At 64.4% G+C, this 20,114-nt stretch carries 21 protein-coding genes and 1 tRNA gene; 13 read left to right on the forward strand and 9 right to left on the reverse strand.

Annotated features, from left to right (window positions below; translation table 11 throughout):
* Positions 1 to 161 precede the first annotated feature (161 nt).
* Positions 162 to 1,433 (forward strand): MFS transporter, encoded by a 1,272-nt coding sequence (locus ACR9YP_RS04630; RefSeq protein WP_438103783.1) that lies wholly within the window; start codon positions 162 to 164, stop codon positions 1,431 to 1,433.
* 19 nt (positions 1,434 to 1,452) lie between these two features.
* On the opposite strand, the gene ACR9YP_RS04635 is transcribed toward ACR9YP_RS04630, so the two are convergent.
* Positions 1,453 to 1,929, reverse strand: a complete 477-nt coding sequence (locus ACR9YP_RS04635; RefSeq protein ID WP_438103781.1) for a MarR family winged helix-turn-helix transcriptional regulator — start codon at positions 1,927 to 1,929, stop codon at positions 1,453 to 1,455.
* A gap of 94 nt (positions 1,930 to 2,023) precedes the next feature.
* Between ACR9YP_RS04635 and ACR9YP_RS04640 the strand changes: the two genes are divergently transcribed.
* Both ACR9YP_RS04640 and ACR9YP_RS04645 read left to right on the forward strand, forming a co-directional pair.
* Entirely contained in the window at positions 2,024 to 2,392 is a 369-nt protein-coding gene (locus ACR9YP_RS04640; protein ID WP_474219095.1) for an antibiotic biosynthesis monooxygenase family protein, read from the forward strand.
* Between the two features lie 25 nt (positions 2,393 to 2,417).
* Positions 2,418 to 2,891, forward strand: a complete 474-nt coding sequence (locus tag ACR9YP_RS04645) for a hypothetical protein (RefSeq protein ID WP_438103780.1) — start codon at positions 2,418 to 2,420, stop codon at positions 2,889 to 2,891.
* A gap of 203 nt (positions 2,892 to 3,094) precedes the next feature.
* Here the strand turns inward: ACR9YP_RS04645 and ACR9YP_RS04650 are convergent.
* Positions 3,095 to 3,181 (reverse strand) — tRNA-Leu (locus ACR9YP_RS04650).
* A 152-nt stretch (positions 3,182 to 3,333) separates the two neighbouring features.
* Between ACR9YP_RS04650 and ACR9YP_RS04655 the strand changes: the two genes are divergently transcribed.
* A complete protein-coding gene (locus ACR9YP_RS04655) occupies positions 3,334 to 4,299 on the forward strand; it encodes a complex I NDUFA9 subunit family protein (RefSeq protein ID WP_438110475.1) in 966 nt (321 codons plus the stop codon).
* 204 nt (positions 4,300 to 4,503) lie between these two features.
* Here ACR9YP_RS04655 and ACR9YP_RS04660 read toward each other — a convergent pair whose 3' ends face one another.
* The 3 genes from ACR9YP_RS04660 to ACR9YP_RS04670 form a co-directional block, all read right to left on the reverse strand.
* Positions 4,504 to 5,244, reverse strand: a complete 741-nt coding sequence (locus ACR9YP_RS04660) for an SDR family oxidoreductase (protein WP_438103778.1) — start codon at positions 5,242 to 5,244, stop codon at positions 4,504 to 4,506.
* A gap of 3 nt (positions 5,245 to 5,247) precedes the next feature.
* Positions 5,248 to 6,573, reverse strand: a complete 1,326-nt coding sequence (locus ACR9YP_RS04665) for an FAD-binding oxidoreductase (RefSeq protein WP_438103777.1) — start codon at positions 6,571 to 6,573, stop codon at positions 5,248 to 5,250.
* 211 nt (positions 6,574 to 6,784) lie between these two features.
* Entirely contained in the window at positions 6,785 to 7,591 is an 807-nt protein-coding gene (locus tag ACR9YP_RS04670) for an undecaprenyl-diphosphate phosphatase (RefSeq protein ID WP_438103775.1), read from the reverse strand.
* A gap of 169 nt (positions 7,592 to 7,760) precedes the next feature.
* Here ACR9YP_RS04670 and ACR9YP_RS04675 point away from each other — a divergent pair, with 169 nt between their 5' ends.
* Both ACR9YP_RS04675 and queG read left to right on the forward strand, forming a co-directional pair.
* Positions 7,761 to 8,453, forward strand: coding sequence for a glutathione S-transferase family protein (locus tag ACR9YP_RS04675; RefSeq protein WP_128930451.1), 693 nt, complete (start codon positions 7,761 to 7,763; stop codon positions 8,451 to 8,453).
* Positions 8,402 to 9,577, forward strand: coding sequence for a tRNA epoxyqueuosine(34) reductase QueG (queG, locus tag ACR9YP_RS04680; RefSeq protein ID WP_438103773.1), 1,176 nt, complete (start codon positions 8,402 to 8,404; stop codon positions 9,575 to 9,577). Before ACR9YP_RS04675 ends, queG begins: the two co-directional genes overlap by 52 nt.
* Before the next feature lie 101 nt (positions 9,578 to 9,678).
* Here queG and ACR9YP_RS04685 read toward each other — a convergent pair whose 3' ends face one another.
* Positions 9,679 to 10,848: an IS481 family transposase gene (locus ACR9YP_RS04685; RefSeq protein WP_474217576.1), complete on the reverse strand. Its 1,170-nt coding sequence runs from the start codon at positions 10,846 to 10,848 to the stop codon at positions 9,679 to 9,681.
* 197 nt (positions 10,849 to 11,045) lie between these two features.
* On the opposite strand from ACR9YP_RS04685, the gene ACR9YP_RS04690 reads away from it, so the two are divergent.
* Positions 11,046 to 11,843 carry an acyl-CoA thioesterase domain-containing protein gene (locus ACR9YP_RS04690; protein WP_438103771.1) on the forward strand — a complete coding sequence of 266 codons (798 nt, stop codon included), beginning with the start codon at positions 11,046 to 11,048 and terminating at the stop codon, positions 11,841 to 11,843.
* A gap of 39 nt (positions 11,844 to 11,882) precedes the next feature.
* Here the strand turns inward: ACR9YP_RS04690 and ACR9YP_RS04695 are convergent, their stop codons facing one another.
* Positions 11,883 to 12,353: a nuclear transport factor 2 family protein gene (locus ACR9YP_RS04695; RefSeq protein WP_438103770.1), complete on the reverse strand. Its 471-nt coding sequence runs from the start codon at positions 12,351 to 12,353 to the stop codon at positions 11,883 to 11,885.
* A 191-nt stretch (positions 12,354 to 12,544) separates the two neighbouring features.
* On the reverse strand, positions 12,545 to 13,345 hold the full coding sequence (locus ACR9YP_RS04700; protein ID WP_474219098.1) for an alpha/beta hydrolase: 801 nt from the start codon (positions 13,343 to 13,345) through the stop codon (positions 12,545 to 12,547).
* 250 nt (positions 13,346 to 13,595) lie between these two features.
* Here ACR9YP_RS04700 and infC point away from each other — a divergent pair, with 250 nt between their 5' ends.
* Positions 13,596 to 14,135: a translation initiation factor IF-3 gene (gene infC, locus ACR9YP_RS04705; RefSeq protein WP_091883021.1), complete on the forward strand. Its 540-nt coding sequence runs from the start codon at positions 13,596 to 13,598 to the stop codon at positions 14,133 to 14,135.
* 63 nt (positions 14,136 to 14,198) lie between these two features.
* On the opposite strand, the gene ACR9YP_RS04710 is transcribed toward infC, so the two are convergent.
* Entirely contained in the window at positions 14,199 to 14,594 is a 396-nt protein-coding gene (locus tag ACR9YP_RS04710) for a hypothetical protein (RefSeq protein WP_370988984.1), read from the reverse strand.
* Between the two features lie 275 nt (positions 14,595 to 14,869).
* On the opposite strand from ACR9YP_RS04710, the gene rpmI reads away from it, so the two are divergent.
* From rpmI to ACR9YP_RS04735, 5 genes are all read left to right on the forward strand, one after another.
* Positions 14,870 to 15,070: a 50S ribosomal protein L35 gene (gene rpmI / locus ACR9YP_RS04715; RefSeq protein ID WP_008539890.1), complete on the forward strand. Its 201-nt coding sequence runs from the start codon at positions 14,870 to 14,872 to the stop codon at positions 15,068 to 15,070.
* 80 nt (positions 15,071 to 15,150) lie between these two features.
* Positions 15,151 to 15,510 carry a 50S ribosomal protein L20 gene (rplT, locus tag ACR9YP_RS04720; protein ID WP_027528250.1) on the forward strand — a complete coding sequence of 120 codons (360 nt, stop codon included), beginning with the start codon at positions 15,151 to 15,153 and terminating at the stop codon, positions 15,508 to 15,510.
* Positions 15,511 to 15,697: 187 nt separating this feature from the next.
* On the forward strand, positions 15,698 to 16,780 hold the full coding sequence (pheS, locus tag ACR9YP_RS04725) for a phenylalanine--tRNA ligase subunit alpha (protein WP_438103768.1): 1,083 nt from the start codon (positions 15,698 to 15,700) through the stop codon (positions 16,778 to 16,780).
* Positions 16,777 to 19,185, forward strand: coding sequence for a phenylalanine--tRNA ligase subunit beta (gene pheT, locus ACR9YP_RS04730; RefSeq protein WP_474219101.1), 2,409 nt, complete (start codon positions 16,777 to 16,779; stop codon positions 19,183 to 19,185). Before pheS ends, pheT begins: the two co-directional genes overlap by 4 nt.
* Positions 19,182 to 19,952 (forward strand): sulfite exporter TauE/SafE family protein, encoded by a 771-nt coding sequence (locus ACR9YP_RS04735; RefSeq protein ID WP_438103764.1) that lies wholly within the window; start codon positions 19,182 to 19,184, stop codon positions 19,950 to 19,952. The genes pheT and ACR9YP_RS04735 overlap by 4 nt, the downstream gene beginning before the upstream one ends.
* Positions 19,953 to 20,114 lie beyond the last annotated feature (162 nt).

A 20,114-nucleotide genomic window follows, 5' to 3' on the forward strand; every position in this document is an offset into this window, starting at 1 on the left:
CGGACGGTCTCCCGCCGAAGGCCCTGTTGCCCAAATCCCACAACCCACGCGCGCGTCCTGTTCCGGCAGAGCTTTTGCCTTGCGCCCCGTGGACATCGTCCCCGTCCACCCTATCTGCCAGTTTCTCGCGCCCCCGTCGCCCTCACCCTGAATCAGGTACCATGACCGAACAGACGCTCGCCGCGCCCGTCGACGACCCAAGGGAACGCCAACGCGGCTTTTCGCGCTATCAGGCGCTCCTCATCGCGTTGCTCGCGTTCACGCAATTCACGATCATCCTCGATTTCATCATCATGTCGCCGCTCGGCGCCATCCTGATGCCCTCGCTCAACATCACGGCCGGGCAGTTCGGTGTCGCGGTGTCGGCCTACGCGTTCAGCGCGGGGATCTCGGGCATCCTCGCCGCGGGCTTTGCCGATCGCTTCGATCGCAAGCGCCTGCTCTTGTTCTTCTATGTCGGCTTCACGCTCGGAACCATGCTCTGCGCCGCCGCGCAGAACTACCATGTGCTGCTGCTCGGCAGGATCGTGACCGGATTGTTCGGCGGCGTGATCGGCGCGGTCGTGCTCGCCATCGTCACCGACCTGTTTCCGCTGCACCTGCGCGGCCGCGTGATGGGCTTCATCCAGACCGCGTTTGCCGCGAGCCAGGTACTCGGCATTCCCGCCGGGCTGTTTCTCGCCAATCACTGGAACTGGCATGCCTGCTTCGCCGCAATCGTCGTGGTGTCGATCGCCGCGATCGCGATCATCGCCCTGGTCATGGAGCCGGTCGATGCGCACCTGAAATTGAAGCAGGACAGAAACCCGTTCCGCCATCTGATCGCGACGATCGGACAGACGCGCTATACGCTGGCCTTCGCCGTCACGACGCTGCTGGCGACCGGCGGCTACATGCTGATGCCGTTCTCCAGCGCCTTCACCGTGCACAATCTCGGCATCGACATTACGCATCTGCCGACGATCTATCTCGTCTCCGGCCTGTTCAGCATCGTCACCGGGCCGCTGGTCGGCAGGGCGAGCGACGCGTTCGGCAAATATCCGACCTTCGTGTTCGGCAGTGTGGTTTCGGTGATCATGGTGCTGATCTACACCCATCTCGGTCACGTCTCGCTGGCGACCGCGATCCTTGTCAACGTCTTGCTGTTCGTCGGCATCTTCTCGCGCATGATCCCGTCGCAGGCCTTGATGTCGGCGATCCCCGACGCGAGCCAGCGCGGCTCGTTCAGCGCGGTCAGCGCCTCGCTGCAGCAGCTCTCCGGCGGGCTCGGCTCGATGCTCGCCGCAGGCATCATCGCGCAGCAGGCGGACGGCTCGCTGATCCATTTCGATCGCCTAGGCTACATCGTCGTCGCGACCTCGATCGTCTCGCTGGTCGCGATGTATTTTGTACAGAAGGCGGTGGCGGAGCGGGCGGGGAAGCGGGTGGTGTGAGGGCGGGCGGGCTGATTCGTCAGGCTCGCTCTTCAGGCTCATCGTTGCTCTCCAGTTTCTTCCGTAGCGCCGTGACGACACGGTGAACGGCTTGCAGGTCCTTGATTGCGAGCCCTTCCGAAAGGCTGTTGGCCCATGGCGCCTGCAAAGCCATGGCAGCGTCGAAAGTGCGCCGTCCCTTATCGGTCAGGACGACAAGTTGCGCTCGCCGGTGATGCGGGTTGGCCTCGAACGCCACAATCCCTTCCGCGAGAAGGTCGTTGACGATCCGCTGCACGTTCTGCCGATTGGCACCCAGATCGCGGGCAAGCCATGCGACTGGCTGGGGGCGCTCTGCGTGCACGATGGCGCCGAGGATTTGCCAGCGGGCGCTGGTGAGCCCGAGGCCGGCCACCAACCGGTCGCCTGCGGTCAAGAGCAGGCTGTTCAGCCGGAACAAGTCGAGCATGAGGTTGGTCAGAGCATCGCCGGCTGACGTGCGTTCGGATTTCAACATATGTCACCATAAGTCTTTATTGACATTATAATGTCAAGTTGGTATATAGCATCGTACCATAATGGCATCATGCAACCAACCTCACGGAGGCTTCATGTCGCACCTACGCCCACTGGACCCCGCCTTTCCGATCGATCGTCAGCTCGGCATCGATACCAGCCCTGTCGTGCTGGTGAATGTCTTCACACTCGACAAGGCCGACGAGCAGAGCTTCCTCCAGGTCTGGCAGGACGATGCCGCCTTCATGAAGCGGCAGCCGGGCTTCATCTCCACCCAGCTTCACCGCGCGATCGGCGACAGCCCGACCTATCTGAACTATGCCGTCTGGGAATCGACCGCCCACTTCCGGGCTGCGTTCACGCACCCTGAGTTCAGATCGAAGATCTCAGCCTATCCCTCGTCCGCCGTCGCCTCTCCGCACCTGTTCCAGAAGGTCGCCGTGCCCGGCATCTGCGTCGCGTAGCTCGCTTCGAAAACGGCAGGATCCGATGACCAAGATCATCCACCCGATCGCGGGCGCGGTCGCACTGACGACTGTTGCGACCTTCTGGCTTTCCACGGCTCTCACGGAGATGCTTGCATCACACGCGAGCGTGACCATGGTCAAAACGGCCATCCCCTGGGGCTTCCTGTTGTTGGTTCCGGCGCTGGCGGTGACGGGAGGCTCGGGGTTCTTCCTCGCCAAGGAGCGGCGTGCGGGCCTGATCGGTGCGAAGATCAAACGGATGCCGTTCATCGCCGGCAACGGCGTCCTGCTTCTGATTCCCGCCGCCTTGTTTCTCGCCTCCAAGGCGAAGGCCGCCGAGTTCGACTCGACATTCTACGCGGTTCAGGCGCTAGAGCTGCTTGCCGGCGCGACCAACATCGTTCTTCTCGGTCTCAATATGCGGGATGGCGTCAAGATGAAGGGCCGACTCCGCGCCCGCCCACGCCATCGCCTCGACGCCAAGACAACAATCTGAGCACCGCCCGCGACCTCGCTCTCGATCGATCCGCCCCGCTCATGTCCGGAATTGCCGAACTCCCCGGTTTCCGAAAGGCAATGATGATGAAATTGGAGATCCGGGACTCCTAGAGTCCATAAACGCTGTGTCCCCGGTGACGGGTACCGGTCAGCGGCTCAATTTCCCTGCAAATGAGCGATTTCAACCACTTGGGTTGGGGATGGTGCCCAGGAAAGGACTCGAACCTTCACGGCCGTTAAGCCACTGGCACCTGAAGCCAGCGCGTCTACCAATTCCACCACCTGGGCATGCCGTTTGGGGCACGGAGGCGGTTACTACGGTTCGGTGACGCCGTTGTCAATTCATGCTTGAAGGCTGCTTCGGGATGCCGATTGCGCATCGCAAACCGGCCCGATACAAGCCTGACAACACGTTACCCCACCTGCAGGAACCGACCCCCATGGCATCGAATCTGGACACGCTCGTCACGATTTTCGGCGGATCGGGGTTTTTGGGCCGGAATGTCGTCCGCGCCCTGTGCAAGCGCGATTACCGGATCCGGGTGGCGGTGCGGCGGCCGGAACTGGCCGGATACCTCCAGCCCTCCGGCAAGGTTGGGCAGGTCCACACCGTGCAGGCGAACCTGCGCTATCCGGCCTCGGTCGAGGCGGCGCTGCGTGATTCGCATGTCGTGATCAACCTCGTGGGGGTCCTCACCGAGGGCGGCCAGCAGACCTTTGACGCCGTCCAGGCCAAGGGTGCCGAAACCGTCGCCAAGGCGGCGGCCGCCGCCGGCGCCAGCCTGGTGCATGTCTCCGCCATCGGCGCCGACGCCAAATCGCCCTCGCGCTATGCCAAGGCCAAGGCGGCCGGGGAGGAGGCGGTAAGGGCAGCCGTGCCGTCGGCGACGATCTTCCGTCCCTCTCTGATGTTCGGGCCCGAGGACCAGTTCACCAACCGCTTTGCCGCGCTGGCCCGGATTTCGCCGGTGCTGCCGCTGATCGGCGGCGAGACCAAGGTACAGCCGGTCTATGTCGCCGACGTCGCCACCGCGATCGCCGATGCCGTCGACGGCAAGACCAAGCCGGGCGCGACCTACGAGCTCGGCGGGCCGGATGTGCTGACCATGCGCGCGATCATCGAGGCCATCCTCGCAATCACCAATCGCGAGCGGATGCTGATCCCGCTGCCGTTCGGGCTCGCCCGCTTCAAGGCCAACTTCCTGCAATTTGCGCCGGGCGCGCTGAGGCTGACGCCGGACCAGGTCACGATGCTCGAGCTCGACAATGTCGTGTCGGATGCGGCGAAGGCGGCGGGGCTGACGCTGGAAGGGCTCGGCATCACCCCCGATTCGCTCGAGACCATTGCCCCGCAATATCTCTGGCGTTTCCGCGCGGCGGGCCAGTTCCAGCGCAAGAGCGCGTGAGGTTTCCTTTTTCACCTCGCCCCGCTTGCGGGGAGAGGTCGGATCGCGCTCGGCGATGCGAAGCATCGTCCGAAGCGATTCGGGTGAGGGGGGTACAGGTCTCTCGGCGATCTCGCGTGCGGAGAGGGGCCCCTCACCCCAACCCTCTCCCCGTAAGAACGGGGCGAGGGAGCAGACCGCGGCCGCAGTGCGAGCCCTTCGAGCTCAAAAATTCAGCTTCTTGAACACCGCTTCCGGCAGCGTCTTGATGATCAGCATCACCAGGCGCCATTTGCCGCTGACATAGACGACGTCGGTTTTGCTCTCGACGGCCTGAAGGATCGCATCGCCGACCACCGGCGCTTCGACCGTGAGCGGGCCGATCAGCTTCATGCCTTCCGTCATCTTGGTGCGGACGAAGCCGGGTTTTACGGTGACGACATGCACGCCACCGCGGCTGGCGCGGGCGCGCAGGCCCGACAGGAAAGCGGAGAAGCCGGCCTTGGCCGAACCATAGACATAGTTCGAGGCGCGGCCGCGATCGCCGGCAACGGACGACACGCCGACGACCGTGCCATTGCCGCGGCCTAAAAACTTTTCGGCGAACAGGCCGAGGATCAGCGACGGGCCTTCGTAGTTGGAGCGCATGATCGTGGTGGCGTGGGCGAGATCGCTCTCGGCCTTCTCCTGCACACCGAGCAGGCCGACGATCGAGACAACGACGTCAGGCAACGCCGGCAGGCCGCCGACAAAGCTCTCGAACGACGCAGTGTCGAGCACATCGAATTTATGGAGTCCGACCTCGATGGTGTAGCGCGCGCGCAGATCGGCGGCATCAGGCTCCAGCACGGCGACGTCGCGGCCTGCGAGGGCGACATCGTATCCCGCTTTGGCAAAGGCGCGCGCGGCGGCGCGGCCGATATCGGAGGAGCCACCCAGCACCAATACTGACTTGCGTGACGTCACGGCCTAGACCTCATCAAACAGGCGTTGTGAAAGTTTCGAGCGGATGGTCCCGGCGGGATCGAGCGATTTGCGGATCGCATTGAAGCGCTGCAAGGCCGGATAGCCGGCGGCTAACGTCGCGCGCGACTGGCGCGCATCCTTGGCGAGATACAGCCGGCCGCCGGCAGCGACGACCAGGCGATCGATCTCGTCGAGGAAATTCAGGATGTCGCCCCTCAGCGGGAAATCCAGCGCCAGCGTGTAGCCGGGCAGCGGAAACGACAGGATGCCGTCGCCCTGGCCGAGCTTCTTGAGCACAGCGAGGAAGGAGGCATCACCACGCCTTGCGACGCGCTCGAGGATGTCGCCGAGTACGGCGCGCGCGCCCTGCTCCGGGATCACGCATTGATGCTGGAGGAAGCCGCGCTTGCCATAGATGCGATTCCAGTCTTTGAGGCTGTCGAGCGGAAAGAAATACGGATAGAGCGAGACCAATTGGCTGCCGCGGGCGCGCCGCGCGCCCATGCGGTAGTACAGCTCATTGAAGGCGCGGATGCTGATGCGGTTCAGCGTCATCGAGGGCAGATCGACGGGCACACGGAGGCCGGGATCTTTGCCGACGGGAAATGCAGCGGCGCTAGCGGCGAGCTCGTCTTTGCCGGCGTGCTCGCCGAGATAAACCAGCGCGCGGCCGAGATCCTTGCCACGCGCGACACAATCGATCCAGGCCACCGAATAGGTCGCGGAATCGCCCGCATCGAGCGCGCGTATCGCCGCGTCGAGGTCGGATGCGGAGATCACCCGCTCGCGGATCCATCCCGTTTCGGCCGGCCGCAATCGCATCGTCGCCTCGAGGATGATTCCGGTCAGGCCCATGCCGCCGACGGTCGCAAAGAACGCATCGGAGTTCTGCTCGCGCGAGGCTTCCATCACCTCGCCCTGTCCGGTTCGCAGCAGAATGCTCTCGACATAGCGGCCGAAGCCGCCCTCGCAATGATGGTTCTTGCCATGCACGTCGGCCGCAATCGCGCCGCCGATTGACACGAAGCGCGTGCCGGGAACGACGAAGGGCAGGAAGCCGCGCGGGCCGAATGTCTCGATCAGGTCCGACAGCAGCACGCCGGCCTCGAGGCGGATGCGTCCGGTCGCCGGGTCGAACCACCTGACCCGGTCGAACCCCGTCATCGCGACGGTCCTGGCGGCGCCGATCGCGGCATCGCCGTAGGCGCGGCCATTGCCGCGCGCGACGGTGCCGGCCGAGACGGCCTCGCCGACCGCCGCGAACGAGCGCGGCCGCAGCACATCGCTATCGACGACCGGGAAACGCCCCCAGCCGCTGACGAGGGTCATGGTTCAGCTCCTGTGCCGGGCTTCGCCCGGCGCTGGAAACTGACTACCGATCAAAAGCTTATTTTGCGTTGAAAGCGTGTTCGGGGCGTAGCCCGGATGGAGCTGGCGGATCGGCGCGAAGCGCCGCCCGATGGCGCAATCCGGGATCGTGCAGCAAGCGACGCCCGCCCCGGATTACGCTTGCGCTCCGTCCGGGCTACAGCCAGGCGCTTTAGTGCCCCAGCGCCAGCGCGATCAGGCCGAGCGTGCCGACGATGACGCGCCACCAGGCGAACAGCATGAAACCGTGCCGAGTGACGTAGGTCAAAAACGTCTTGACCACGATGATCGCGGTGATGAACGACACCACGAAGCCGATCGCGACGATGTTCATGTGGTCCATCGTCATCTCGGAGCGGTTCTTGTAGAAATCGTAGGCGAACGCGCCGATCATGGTGGGGATGGCGAGGAAGAACGAGAACTCCGCCGCCGCGCGCTTGTCCGCCCCGAGCAGCATGGCGGCCACAATGCTGGCGCCGGAGCGCGACACGCCCGGGATCATCGCCACGCACTGCGCGATGCCGATATAGAGATACATCAACAGCGGAAACTTGGTGGCATCATACTCGCGCGGCTTGAGCTCGAGCCTGTCGACCCAGAGCAGGATGGCGCCGCCGACGATCAGCGTGAAGCACACGACCCACGGATTGAACAGCATGAGCTTGATGTACTTGCCGGCGACGAGGCCGACGATCACGGCCGGCAGGAACGCCACCAGCACGCCGATCACGAAGCGGCGCGCATAGGCATCGCCCGTGAACAGGCCAATCGCGACGTCCCAGAGCTTCTTGAAGTAGAGCCCGACGATCGCGAGGATCGCACCCAGCTGGATCAGAACCGTAAACGAATCCCAGAAGGCTCCTTCGCCGAGGTGGAAGAAGCGCTCGGCAAGCAAGAGGTGGCCGGTCGAGGACACGGGAAGGAACTCGGTCACACCCTCGATGATGCCGAGGATCACTGCCCGTATTGCATCTGACATATTTACGGTCCATTTCGGCTGGAAAAGCGGGGCTCTTCTCGCCTATTCGCCCCCATGCCGCAATCGCAAAATGCGACATCACGCCCTTGCTTCGCGGTTTTGAGGAACTAGTGTGGCGCCGCACAAACATTGATGGATTCTTAAGCACCATCAAATAGTCAAAGGCTTCATGTTTACGCTGTTTCATCATCCGTTCTGCCCGCATTCGCGCTTCATCCGCCTGATCGCGGGCGAATACGGGCTCGACCTGAAGCTGGTCGAAGAGCGCAGCTGGGAACGACGCGAGGCGTTTCTGCTGCTCAATGCGGCGGGAACGACGCCGGTTCTGGTGGACGACGAGCAGCCGCCCATACCGGGCGCGGCGATCATCGCCGAATATGTCGACGAGGCCCATGGCGCCGAGATGGGACCCAAGCGCCTGATGCCGCAAACGATCGGCGAGCGGGTCGAGGTGCGCCGGCTGATGGCCTGGTTCAACGAAAAATTCTTCGAGGAGGTCTCGCACCCTCTCGTCACCGAGCGCATCTACAAGCGGTTCATGAGCGAGGAGGACGGCGGCGGCCCGCCTTCGGCCGACGTGATGCGCGCCGCCAAGGCCAACGTGCGCTATCATCTGGCCTATATCGGCTGGCTGGCGCAGACGCGTAACTTCCTCGCGGGCGACCGGCTCACCTACGCGGATCTCGCCGCCGCGGCGCATCTCTCGGCGATCGACTATCTGGGCGACGTGCCATGGAGCGAGGACGACGCAGCAAAGGCGTGGTACGCGCGGGTGAAATCCCGCCCGTCGTTCCGTCCGCTGCTCAGCGAATGGCTGGCCGGCGTGCCGGCGTCGCGGACTTACGTGGACCTGGATTTCTGAGCTCCGATCCGGCTGAACTGAAGACGGCGCTTACGCGCGAAGCCCGCGCGCTCGGCTTCGACTGCATCGGCATCACCGCACCGGGCACGATCGAGAGCGCTGGAAAATATTTCCTCGAATTCATCGCCTCGGGCGGCCATGGCGACATGGACTGGCTTGCCGCAAGCCCTGAACGCCGCGTCGATCCGCGCGGGCTGTGGCAGGACGTGCGCTCGGTGATCATGCTCGGCGTCAATTACGGCCCCGACCAGGATCCGCTTGCGATCCTCAAGCAGAGCACGCGCGCGGCAATCTCGGTCTATGCGCAGGGCGATGACTATCACGACCTGATCAAGAAACGGCTGAAGGCGCTGGCGCGCTGGCTGGTCGCGACCGCGCCGTCCGACGTGAAGGTGTTCGTCGACACTGCGGCGGTGATGGAGAAACCCTTGGCGCAAGCCGCGCATCTGGGCTGGCAGGGCAAGCACACCAATCTCGTCTCGCGCGAGTTCGGCTCCTGGCTGTTCCTCGGCGCGATCTACACCACGCTGGAGCTGCCGCGCGACGATGCGGAGATCGACCATTGCGGCTCGTGCCGCGCCTGTCTCGACATCTGCCCTACCGCGGCGTTCCCCGCGCCCTATAAGCTCGATGCGCGGCGCTGCATCTCATATCTCACCATTGAGAACAAGGGACCGATCCCGCACGAATTTCGCAAAGCCATCGGCAATCGCATCTATGGCTGCGACGATTGCCTCGCCGCCTGCCCCTGGAACAAGTTCGCGCAGGAGGGGCGCGAGACCAAGCTCGCCGCGCGCGACGAATTACGCGCACCCGGTCTCGCTGAGCTGGCACGGCTCGACGACGCGGCGTTTCGTGCGCTGTTCACGAAGTCGCCGATCAAACGCATCGGCCGCGATCGTTTTGTGCGGAACGTGCTGATCGCGATTGGCAACTCCGGGGAGGTGGTGCTGGCTGCGGAGGCGCGGCGATTGCTGCAGGATGCGAGCCCGCTGGTGCGCGGAGCTGCGGTGTGGGCGCTAGCGCAGTTGATGTCGAAGGAGGAGCTTGCGGCGATGAAGAGCGCTGCGTTGAGCGGAGAGTCCGACGATAGCGTGCGTGAGGAGTGGCGCGCCGCCTCCTAACTCTCGGTGTCATGCCCCGGCTTGACCGGGGCATGAAGTACGCCGCGGCTTCTCGACTCAATCACTGCCGTCTCGGAGTACTGGATCGCCCGATCAAGTGTTCAGCCCGGGGACATGACCGACGGGTGTTCGGGGACATAGCCGACACTTTTTCCGCTCGCCAAGTCGATGATAGCGACTTGGTGGGCGGCGAAGAAGACCCCGTATTGCGCAGCGTTTGCCGAGGGGCGGATGGCAAGGCGCTCGCCGCAGAAGGCCTGGGGGACCTTCCAAAGACATCCCTTGAAGCTGACATAGGCCTTGGTCGTGGAGACGCGGCGTACGATCTCGTGGCTGTCGTATTCGACCTCCGGCAATCGATCGGGCATGGCTCGCTGGCTCGGCCGATATCGACTGGCCGGGACCTGTTGTCCGAGCGCTTCGTGCGGTCGCTCGAAGTTGTAGACTTCCCGCCAGGCGTCGAAGGCGCGCTGTGTCTCTGCGAGATCGCGGAAGTGCCGCAGCGCGAACACCTCAGCCGCGAGCGTGCGGTGGAACCGCTCATTCTTGCCACGGCTTTGCGGGTGATATGGGCGGCTGTGGATGACCGCGATGCCGAGCTTGAGCAGCCATACCGAGAACCGCGTCCATCGTTCGCCCGAAGGATCGCCCCAAGGCGAACCATTGTCGACGAAGAAGGCCTCCGGGAGGCCGTAAAGGCGAAAGGTCTTCTCCAGGCGGCTGCGCACGGTATCTGTGCGTTGATCAGCACAGGCCTGCAGGCACAGATCATAGCGCGAGTGGTCGTCCACGACCGTCAGAGGATGGCATTGGGCATCATTGCCGAGCCGAACCCAGCCTTTGAAGTCCATCTGCCACAACAGATTGGGGGCCGGCATCTCGAAACGCTGGCTGGCCACCGCGCCGCCGGCCGGAGGCTTGATGCGGCCGGACCGACGCAAGATCTGATGGACTGTTGAGACGGCTGGCGCGCGAAAGCCATCGCGCTCGAGACAACGAGCTATCTTGCGAGCTCCCCAGGCCGGATGAGCATCGCGTACCGCGGTAATGCGCGCCTCGAGCTCGCAATCGGTCTGTCCCGGGCTCGCATGCGGTCGCCGCGAGCGGTCCTCGATGTCCTGGTCGGCCTGCCATCGTGCAAGCCATTTGTAGCCCGTATCGGGATGGATATTGAACCGCCGACAGAGTTCTCGTCGGTTCGCTCCCTCCTGCATCGCAAGCCGAACGAACTCTCGCCGCTGATCCATCACCGACACCTCTCGCCAGGGCATGGACTTGGCCTCCCACACTGCCAAATCCGTGCACTATGACGTGTCGGCTATGTCCCCGAACACCCGTCGGTCATGTCCCCGGGCTGAACATCAAGTCGGGCGATGACAGCGGTTGTTGTGGCTTGAGCGGTGCGCACCCGACCCTCATGCGACACCCACTCTTGATTTCCTCACCTGTTCCCGCACAGTCGCGCGTCATGACAAACATGCCTTTCTTCACCCGCGACGGCGACACATTCCATCCGACGGAAGTCGCCAACGGCCCGTGGGATCCGAAATCGCTGCACGGGCGCGTCATCATCGGCCTGCTCGGTTTCGCCATCGAGGAGCGCTATTCCGGCCCCGAATTCGTGCCGGCGCGGCTCACCGTCGACATGTTTCGGCTGCCGACCATCGACAGGCCGATCGAAGTGACGACGCGGCTGGTGCGCGACGGCTTGCGCATCCGCGTGGTGGAGGCGGAGTTCGTCTCCGGCGGCGTCAGCATGGCGCGCGCCTCGTGCCAGCTGTTGCGGCGAACGCAGAATCCGGAAGGCAACGTCTGGTCGCCGCCGAACTGGGATGTGCCGAAGCCGGCCGACATTCCCAAGCCGACCGATCCCAGGCTCGGCATGAACGGTAAATGGACGACGCGGCCGATCGTCGGCCATATGGGCTCGCTTGGTCCGCGCCGGCTCTGGATGAGCGAGGTGCGCGAGCTCGTTGCGGGCGTGCCGATGACGCCGTTCGTCCATGTCGCTGTTGGTGCCGACTTCGCCAGCCCCTTTGCCAACGCCGGCGACAAGGGGCTCGGCTACATCAACAGCGACGTCACGATCTATCTGCACCGCCTGCCGGTCACGAACTGGATCGGCTTCGAGGTGGTGAACCATCACGCCACCGACGGCGTGGCGATCGGCGAATGCTGGCTCTATGACGTAGAGGGCCCGATCGGCACCGCCACGGTCGCCGCGCTGGCGCAGCGCAAGCCGATGGTGAATCCGTCGAAGCGGTAGGAGCGCGCGCCGGAATGACGAAGTGGGAGAGAGCGGCGCTCAACTAAGATGCCGCTGCATCTCCGGTCGCGCCTTCAGCTCGGCGCCCTGCTTGGCGACGATCTTCACAATCCGTTCCGGCGCAAATTTCAGGTCGACAAACGCAGGCGCGGTGTTGGCGACCTCGTGATAGCTGGCGATCTTGCCGCCCGTCAGCGTCATGATCGCCACGCCCTCGAACATCGCCCGCGCGCCGTTCGCTTCCGCCAGGGTCGAGCGATAGCTGAACGTGTAGCGCGCATAGAGCGTGGTGCCGTCGGTGACGGGATCGTGCATGTCCCAGCGGAAATCGGTCGCCGCGCGATAGAACCAGTCGTCGATCATTTCGGCGATCTTGGCGCGACCAGCGAACGCACCGTAGAACACGTCGTGGTAAATGCTGTCCTCGGTGAACAGTTCGGCGAAAGCCTTGCCGTTGCGCTGCTCGACCGCATCGCAGAAGGCGCGCAGCATGGCGGTGGTGGTGGTCATTGTGTTGCCTCCCGCTGCTTCTTATTGTGCCCTCTCCCCTTGCGGGAGAGGGCAGCTCCGCTCGTTGATACGCATTCGCTTGGGTGAGGGGTCTGTCTCGGCGAACACGTCTATTCGAGTTCGCGGAAACAACCCCTCATCCGGCGCTTCGCGCCACCTTCTCCCGCAAGGGGAGAAGGAAGAGAGACACTTCACTCGATCTCCGCGACCGCGGCAAGAATGCGCGCGATGTCCTGCGGGCGGGAGAGGCGGTGATCGCCATCCTGGATCATGGTCAGCACGACGTCGTCGGCCGGCAGACGATGCGTCAGCGCGAAGGCGTGCTGCCACGGCACGTCGGGATCTTTCGCCCCTTGCAGGATGCGGACGGGGCAGCCGAGATCGATGGCGCTGCCGAGCACGAGGTGATTGCGTCCCTCCTCGATCAGGTTTCGCGTGATCGGATAGGGCGAGCCGTCGCCATAGTCCGACGGCCGCATCCAGACGCCTTTGGTCTCGATCTCCTTCTTCACCGCGGGCGAGAAATTCTTCCACATCAGCGCCTCGGTGAAGTCGGGCGCCGGCGCGATCAGGACGAGACCGGCCAGCGAGGCCTTGGCTTGCTGTTGCTCTTGGCGCTTCTTGATCTCGCGCGCGAGCAGCAGCGCCATCCAGCCGCCCATGGAGGAGCCGATCAGGATTTGCGGACCGTCGCAGAAGCGCTCGAACACCGCGACGCTCTCCTCCAGCCAGCGCCCGATAGTTCCATCGGCGAACTCGCCGCCGGATTCGCCGTGACCGGAATAGTCGAACCGGACCACGGCGCGGCCGTGCTCTCTGGCCCAGGCGTCCAGCGCCAGTGCTTTGCCGCCCTGCATGTCCGATTTGAATCCGCCGAGCCAGACCAGCCCGGGGCCCGTTCCGCCACGGCGGCGCACCGCGATCCTGCGCGCGGACGGGCCCTCGCCGACATCAATGAAGTCGAGCACGGTATCGGGAATTGCATCGGTCATGGAACGTTTACTCTGGCTGTGTGGTTTGAGCTGTTTGGTCGCGCCTCGCAGCTCAATTCGGTGTCGGCATTGGCCCTTTGGGACGCTTGCGGAACAGAAGCAAGGTGTCTATGTCGTCTGCGTGCCAACGGGCGTGACCAAAATGCCTCGCATTTGAGGGTTTTTCGCGTCTCGCACGAGCGACTTGCTTGCCGGCAAACGCATCTTCCTTCAAAATGGCCGCTTCCTTCACAACTTTGGAGAACCACCCATTCGCCGTCCTAATAAAGCTCCGCCCGCTGCCAGCAAAGACGGGCCCCGCATCAATGATGATATCCGCAATGCGCAGATCCAGCTGATCGATCAGACCGGTGAGAACAAGGGCACGGTCGAGACCGTCGTCGCCATCCGGATGGCCCAGGACGCGGGCATGGATCTGGTCGAGATTTCGCCGAATACCAGCCCTCCCGTCTGCAAGATCATGGACTACGGGAAGTACAAGTATTCCGCGCAGAAGAAAGCCGCCGAAGCCCGCAAGCGGCAGAAGACCGTCGAGATCAAGGAGATCAAGCTCCGCCCGATGATCGACGATCACGATTACGACGTGAAGATGCGCGCGATGCAGCGGTTCTTCGAAGAGGGCGACAAGGTCAAGATCACGCTGCGCTATCGTGGTCGCGAAATGGCGCACCAGGAGATCGGCACCAAGCTTCTGGACAAGATCAAGACCGACGTCGCCGAGCTCGCCAAGGTCGAGCAGGACGCAAGGTTCGAAGGCCGCCAGGTCGTCATGGTGCTGGCGCCGCGCTAACGCCGGCTTGTTAGGACTGAGAGTTCAACGGCCCGTCCGGATCTCCGGCGGGCCGTTTGTGTTTCAGGTCCTTGTCGCCTGCCACGTGCCGCTGCACTGGTCGCCGGAGATGATGCCTCTCCACGAACCGGCGCCGTTGATGCCGGCGAGCCGGCCGCCGCCGTTGGCGTGGGAGGCGCCGACCGAGACCTGGACCGCCACAGTGCCCCCGCGATTGACCTTGCCGGACACCCGGCCTCCGCCGGCAGACGATACCCGGCTGCCGGTGACGGTGAAGGGAACGCTGTAGCCGGAGCTGCAATTGCCCCTCGTGGTGGCGAAGGTGACGTTCCAGATGCCGTCATAGCCACCGGCGCGGGCATCGGCAGTCGACGGCACCATGGCGGCGGCAAGTACGGCGAGCAGCGCCAGGCGGCGCGGGCGGGCAAAGGTGGAAATCGATTGCGGGAAATGGGCCATTTTGGTCCTGCTCCGGACATGAAGGCGTGGATATTGGGGGTGGCAACTTCAAATAGTCGGCGGGCAGGTTCCGGCGGTTCATCGTTGCCATTTGGCTCCCGCTCTGTCATAAGCCCAGCCTTCATCGCCCGGCTGATTAAGGGCTGCCGTGGCGGTGTACCGTGCGGGTTTCGCGCTTGTTCGCAAAACCTGAGCACAATCAACGCTCTAACGAGCATTTTAGACGGCCAGCCGCCTTCACGGGCGGATTTCTGTTGTGGCCATAGGAGAGCCAAATGCCCAAGCTGAAGACCAAATCGGGCGCTAAAAAGCGCTTCAAGGTGACTGCCACCGGCAAAGTGATGCACGCCCAGCGCGGCAAGCGTCACGGCATGATCAAGCGGACGAAGAAGCAGATCCGTCAGCTCCGCGGCACCCGCGTGCTGTTCAAGACCGACGGCGACAACGTCAAGAAGTACTTCTTGCCGAACGCCTGATCGCGTCCACGATCACTGCCACCTCGCCCCGCTTACGCGCGGCGATCCGAAAACAAAGTCATCTCTGAAGGATTTCTGTCATGTCTCGCGTCAAACGCGGTGTGACCGCCCACGCCAAGCACAAGAAAGTCTACAAGGCCGCCAAGGGTTTCTACGGCCGCCGCAAGAACACCATCCGCGCCGCCAAGCCGGCCGTGGAGAAGGCCGCGCAGTACGCCTTCCGCGACCGCAAGCGTCGCAAGCGCACCTTCCGCGCGCTGTGGATCCAGCGTCTCAACGCCGCGGTGCGTCCGTTCGGCCTGACCTACAGCCGATTTATCGACGGCCTTGCCAAGTCGGGCATCACCGTGGACCGCAAGGTGCTGTCGGATCTCGCGATCCGCGAGCCCGCCGCGTTCCAGGCGATTGCCGAGAAGGCCAAAGCTGCGCTGGCGGCGTAAGCCGTCTTCCACTGTGCTCTGCGCAGCATTCAGCTTGTGATAGCCCGGGTAGGGGCGCGTCTCGCGCTTTATTGCCCTGGCCGTCACCTGTCGCGCCAACACTCTTCTCCGACGTGGATGCCCGGCAGAGTGCCGGGTGTGACGGGCTAGGATCATCGGCTCAGCATCCTGGCCAAAAGGGATTGCCATGACCGATCTTGCTCAGCTCCAAGCCCAGATCACCGCCGACATCGCCGCCGCCACCGACGAGGCGGCGTTAGAGGCCGTGCGCGTCGCAGCCCTCGGCAAAAAGGGCTCGATCTCAGCGCTGCTCGCCACGCTCGGCAAGATGTCGCCGGACGAGCGCAAGACGCAGGGCGCCGCGATCAACCAGGCCAAGGACGAGCTCAGCCAGGCGCTCGCGTCGCGGCGCGACGTCTTGAAGTCGGCGGCGCTCGATGCCCGGCTTGCTGCCGAGACCATCGACGTGACCCTGCCGCCGCGCGATGCGGCGGCTGAAGCCGGCCGCATCCATCCGCTGAGCCAGGTTTGGGACGAGCTGACCACGATCTTCGCCGACATGGGCTTCTCGGTCGCCGAAGGTCCCGACATCGAGACCGACGACTACAACTTCACCAAGCTGAACTTCCCGGAAGGCCATCCCGCGCGCGAGATGCACGACACCTTCTTCTTTCATCCGAAAGAAGATGGCTCGCGCATGCTGCTGCGGACCCACACCTCGCCGGTGCAGGTACGCACCATGCTGAGCCAGAAGCCGCCGATCCGCGTGATCTGCCCGGGCCGCACCTACCGCATCGATTCGGACGCGACCCACACGCCGCAATTCCACCAGGTCGAAGGCCTCGTCATCGACAAGCACTCGCATCTCGGCCACCTCAAATGGATCCTGCATGAGTTCTGCAAGGCATTCTTCGAGGTCGACCACATCAACATGCGCTTCCGCCCGTCGTTCTTTCCCTTCACCGAGCCGTCGCTGGAAGTCGACATCCAGTGCCGCCGCGACAAGGGCGAGATCCGCTTCGGCGAGGGCGAGGACTGGCTCGAGATTCTCGGCTGCGGCATGGTGCATCCGAACGTGCTGCGCGCCTGCGGCATCGATCCGGACGAGTACCAGGGCTTTGCCTGGGGCATGGGCATCGACCGCATCGCCATGCTGAAATACGGCATCGCCGATCTGCGCCAGCTGTTCGACAGCGACGTCCGCTGGCTATCCCATTACGGCTTCAAGCCGCTCGAAGTGCCAACGCTTGCCGGAGGGCTGAGCTCGTGAAATTCACTCTCTCCTGGCTGAAGGATCATCTCGAGACCGACGAGCCGCTCGACAAGCTCGCCGATAAGCTCACCATGATCGGGCTCGAGGTCGAGAACATCGAGGACAAGGCGAAGGCACTCAAGCCCTTCACCATTGCGAAGGTGATCTCGGCCGAGCAGCATCCGAATGCGGATCGCCTGCGGGTCTGCATGGTCGACACCGGTGACGGCGGCGCGCCGGTGCAGGTCGTGTGCGGCGCGCCGAATGCGCGGGCCGGACTCGTCAGCGTGTTCTCGCCGCCCGGCACCTACATTCCCGGCAAGGACATCACGCTCGGTGTCGGCACCATTCGCGGCGTCGAGAGCCGCGGCATGCTGTGTTCAGCGGCCGAGCTGCAGATCTCCAACGACCATGACGGCATCATGGAATTGCCAGCGGACGCCCCGATCGGCGCCGGCTACGCCGAATGGGCCGCGCTCGGCGATCCCGTGGTCGAGATCAATCTGACGCCGAACCGGCAGGACTGCACCGGCGTGCACGGCATCGCGCGCGACCTTGCCGCCGCCGACATGGGCAAGTTCAAGGACCCCACGATCAAGCCGATCAAGGGTGAATTCCCCTGCCCCGTGAACATCACGGTCGAGGATTCCACGCTGTGCCCGGGCTTCGCGCTGCGCCTCGTGCGCGGCGTCAAGAACGGGCCGTCGCCGGAATGGCTGCAGAAGCGGCTGACCGCGATCGGGCTGCGCCCGATCAACGCGCTGGTCGACATCACCAATTTCATGACCTTCGATCGAGCGCGGCCACTGCACGTGTTCGACGCCAAGAAGGTGAAGGGCAACCTCGTCGTGCGCCGCGCCCGCGAGGGCGAGACGCTGCTCGCGCTCGACGGCCGCACCTACAATCTCGATCCCGCGATCTGCGTGATCGCGGACGAGCACGGCGTCGAATCGCTCGCCGGCATCATGGGTGGCGAAGCTTCCGGCTGCGACGAGAACACCACCGACGTGCTGATCGAATCGGCGCTGTGGAACGAAATCAACATCGCCCAGACCGGCCGCAAGCTCGGCATCAATTCGGATGCGCGCTACCGCTTCGAGCGCGGCGTCGATCCGGCCTTCATGGTGCCGGGGCTCGAGCTCGCGACCAAGCTGGTGATGGAGATGTGCGGCGGCACGCCGTCGGAGACCGTGGTGGTCGGCAAAGCCTTCGGCGACGACCGCGTAATCGATTTCCCGGTCACCGAGGTCAAGCGTCTCTCCGGCATCGAAGTGCCGCAAGCAGAGATGAAGCGCATCCTGACCCATCTCGGTTTCATGATGGCGGGCCCGGGCCCGGTGGTGAAGGTCGCAGTTCCCTCCTGGCGCACCGACGTGCACGGCAAGGCCGATATCGTCGAGGAGATCGTCCGCATCTTCGGCGTCGACAAGGTGCCGGAAACGCCGTTCGAGCGCGGCGAGGACGCGCGCAAGCCGGTGCTGACACCGCTTCAGCTCCGCACCCGCCGCGCGCGGCGCGCGCTGGCAAGCCGCGGCATGGTCGAGTCGGTAACCTGGTCGTTCATCGCAAAACCTGCGGCAAAATTGTTCGGCGGCGGTCAGCGCGAGCTCGAAGTCGCCAACCCGATCGCGTCGGACCTGTCCGACATGCGCCCGACCCTTTTGGCGGGCCTGATCGCCGCGGCGCAAGCCAATGCTGATCGCGGCTTTGGCGATGTCGCGCTGTTCGAGGTCGGGCAACTGTTCAGGGGCGACCGCCCGCAGGATCAATTCATGGCGGCGAGCGGCGTGCGCCGCGGCTTTGCCTCCTCGGAAGGTCTGGGACGGCACTGGTTCGGTTCGGCGCAGGCTGATGTGTTCGATGCCAAGGCGGATGCGCTGGCGGTGCTTGCCGCTGCCGGCGCGCCGATGCAGGCGCTTCAGATCGTCGCCGGTGGTCCCGGCTGGCTGCATCCGGGACGCTCGGGCACCATCCAGATCGGCCCGCAGAACGTGCTTGGCCATTTCGGCGAGATGCACCCGCGCGCGCTCGAGGCGCTCGGCGCCGACGGCCCGTTGATGGTGTTCGAGGTGATTCTCGACCGCATCCCCGAGGCGAAGAAGAAGCCGACCCGTGCCAAGCCTGTGATCGAGCTGTCGGCATTCCAGCCGGTCTCGCGCGACTTCGCCTTCATCGTCGATCGCACCGTCAAGGCCGGCGACATTGTGCGCGCGGCGCAAGGCGTCGACAAGAAGCTGATCACCGGCGTCAACGTCTTCGACGTCTACGAGGGCAAGGGCATCGACGACGGCAAGAAGTCGATCGCGATCGCGGTGACCATTCAGCCGCGCGAGAAGACGCTGACCGATCAGGAGATTGAGGCTGTGGCCGCGAAGGTCGTGTCGGAGGTGACGAAGAAGACCGGTGGCACCTTGCGGGGATGAGTCTCACCGACTTTCTTCCCAAGGACGTCAGCCTCACCATTGCGGTGGCGCTCTGCGCCGTCGCTTTCGTTTCGGGCACCGCCCGCGGCTTCTCCGGCTTCGGCGCGGCGCTGATCTTCATGCCGCTGGCAAGCAGCATCGCGGCGCCACGGCTCGTTGCCGCCTTGCTGCTCGTGATCGATTTCGTCGCGGCCGCGCCGCTCCTGCCCGATGCCTGGCGCAAGGCGGACCGCAAGGCCACTGCCGTGATCGTGCTGGGCGCGCTGATCGGCGTGCCCCTTGGCACCTATTTCCTCAGCGTGCTCGAGCCCGTCACCACGCGCTGGATCATCTCCTGCTTCGTCGCCGCGCTGCTGCTCCTGCTGCTGTCGGGCTGGCGCTATCGCGGCAAGGACCACGCCTGGGTCTCGGTCGGCATCGGCGGCCTATCCGGCTTCTGTAGCGGGCTGGCGCAGACCGGCGGCCCGCCGATCGTCGGCTATTGGCTCGGGCGCCCGATCGCGCCGATCGTCGCGCGCGCCAACATCGTGCTGTTCTTCGGCGCGTCGGACTTCTTCTCGATGATCAGTTACGCGACGACGGGCCTGATCTCGCGCGAGTCGCTCGTGCTCTCGATGATCGTCGGCCCGGTTTACGCGCTCGGCGTCGCGTTCGGTGCCTCGCTGTTCGGCCGCGCCAGCGAGAAGGTGTTTCGCGGCATCTGCTACGCGCTGATTGCGCTGGCGGTGATCGCGGGATTGCCGGCGCTGGATGGGGTGTTGCGCTGAACCATCCTCGCGTCGTCCTGGCGAAAGCCAGGACCCATTACCCCGGTCAGCATCTTTAGCCCGGGTTGGTGACCACTAGCCGTCGCCAAAACCCCTCCCTCGGGTAATGGGTCCTGGATCTGCGCTCCGCCCTGGACAACGCTACGCGCTGCCAAGGGCTGC

This window comes from Bradyrhizobium sp. BR14999, assembly GCF_056106085.1.

Excerpts from the sequence above, each read along its gene's own strand:
- pheS (WP_438103768.1), top strand. The coding sequence starts at position 15,698 with ATGACCGATCTTGCTCAGCTCCAAGCCCAGATCACCGCCGACATCGCC.
- ACR9YP_RS04630 (WP_438103783.1), top strand. The coding sequence starts at position 162 with ATGACCGAACAGACGCTCGCCGCGCCCGTCGACGACCCAAGGGAACGC.
- ACR9YP_RS04700 (WP_474219098.1), bottom strand. The coding sequence starts at position 13,345 with ATGACCGATGCAATTCCCGATACCGTGCTCGACTTCATTGATGTCGGC.
- ACR9YP_RS04735 (WP_438103764.1), top strand. The coding sequence starts at position 19,182 with ATGAGTCTCACCGACTTTCTTCCCAAGGACGTCAGCCTCACCATTGCG.
- ACR9YP_RS04655 (WP_438110475.1), top strand. The coding sequence starts at position 3,334 with ATGGCATCGAATCTGGACACGCTCGTCACGATTTTCGGCGGATCGGGG.
- ACR9YP_RS04670 (WP_438103775.1), bottom strand. The coding sequence starts at position 7,591 with ATGTCAGATGCAATACGGGCAGTGATCCTCGGCATCATCGAGGGTGTG.
- ACR9YP_RS04695 (WP_438103770.1), bottom strand. The coding sequence starts at position 12,353 with ATGACCACCACCACCGCCATGCTGCGCGCCTTCTGCGATGCGGTCGAG.
- ACR9YP_RS04685 (WP_474217576.1), bottom strand. The coding sequence starts at position 10,848 with ATGCCCTGGCGAGAGGTGTCGGTGATGGATCAGCGGCGAGAGTTCGTT.
- rpmI (WP_008539890.1), top strand. The coding sequence starts at position 14,870 with ATGCCCAAGCTGAAGACCAAATCGGGCGCTAAAAAGCGCTTCAAGGTG.
- ACR9YP_RS04675 (WP_128930451.1), top strand. The coding sequence starts at position 7,761 with ATGTTTACGCTGTTTCATCATCCGTTCTGCCCGCATTCGCGCTTCATC.
- ACR9YP_RS04665 (WP_438103777.1), bottom strand. The coding sequence starts at position 6,573 with ATGACCCTCGTCAGCGGCTGGGGGCGTTTCCCGGTCGTCGATAGCGAT.
- ACR9YP_RS04640 (WP_474219095.1), top strand. The coding sequence starts at position 2,024 with ATGTCGCACCTACGCCCACTGGACCCCGCCTTTCCGATCGATCGTCAG.
- queG (WP_438103773.1), top strand. The coding sequence starts at position 8,402 with ATGGCTGGCCGGCGTGCCGGCGTCGCGGACTTACGTGGACCTGGATTT.
- ACR9YP_RS04635 (WP_438103781.1), bottom strand. The coding sequence starts at position 1,929 with ATGTTGAAATCCGAACGCACGTCAGCCGGCGATGCTCTGACCAACCTC.
- ACR9YP_RS04690 (WP_438103771.1), top strand. The coding sequence starts at position 11,046 with ATGACAAACATGCCTTTCTTCACCCGCGACGGCGACACATTCCATCCG.
- rplT (WP_027528250.1), top strand. The coding sequence starts at position 15,151 with ATGTCTCGCGTCAAACGCGGTGTGACCGCCCACGCCAAGCACAAGAAA.
- ACR9YP_RS04645 (WP_438103780.1), top strand. The coding sequence starts at position 2,418 with ATGACCAAGATCATCCACCCGATCGCGGGCGCGGTCGCACTGACGACT.
- ACR9YP_RS04710 (WP_370988984.1), bottom strand. The coding sequence starts at position 14,594 with ATGGCCCATTTCCCGCAATCGATTTCCACCTTTGCCCGCCCGCGCCGC.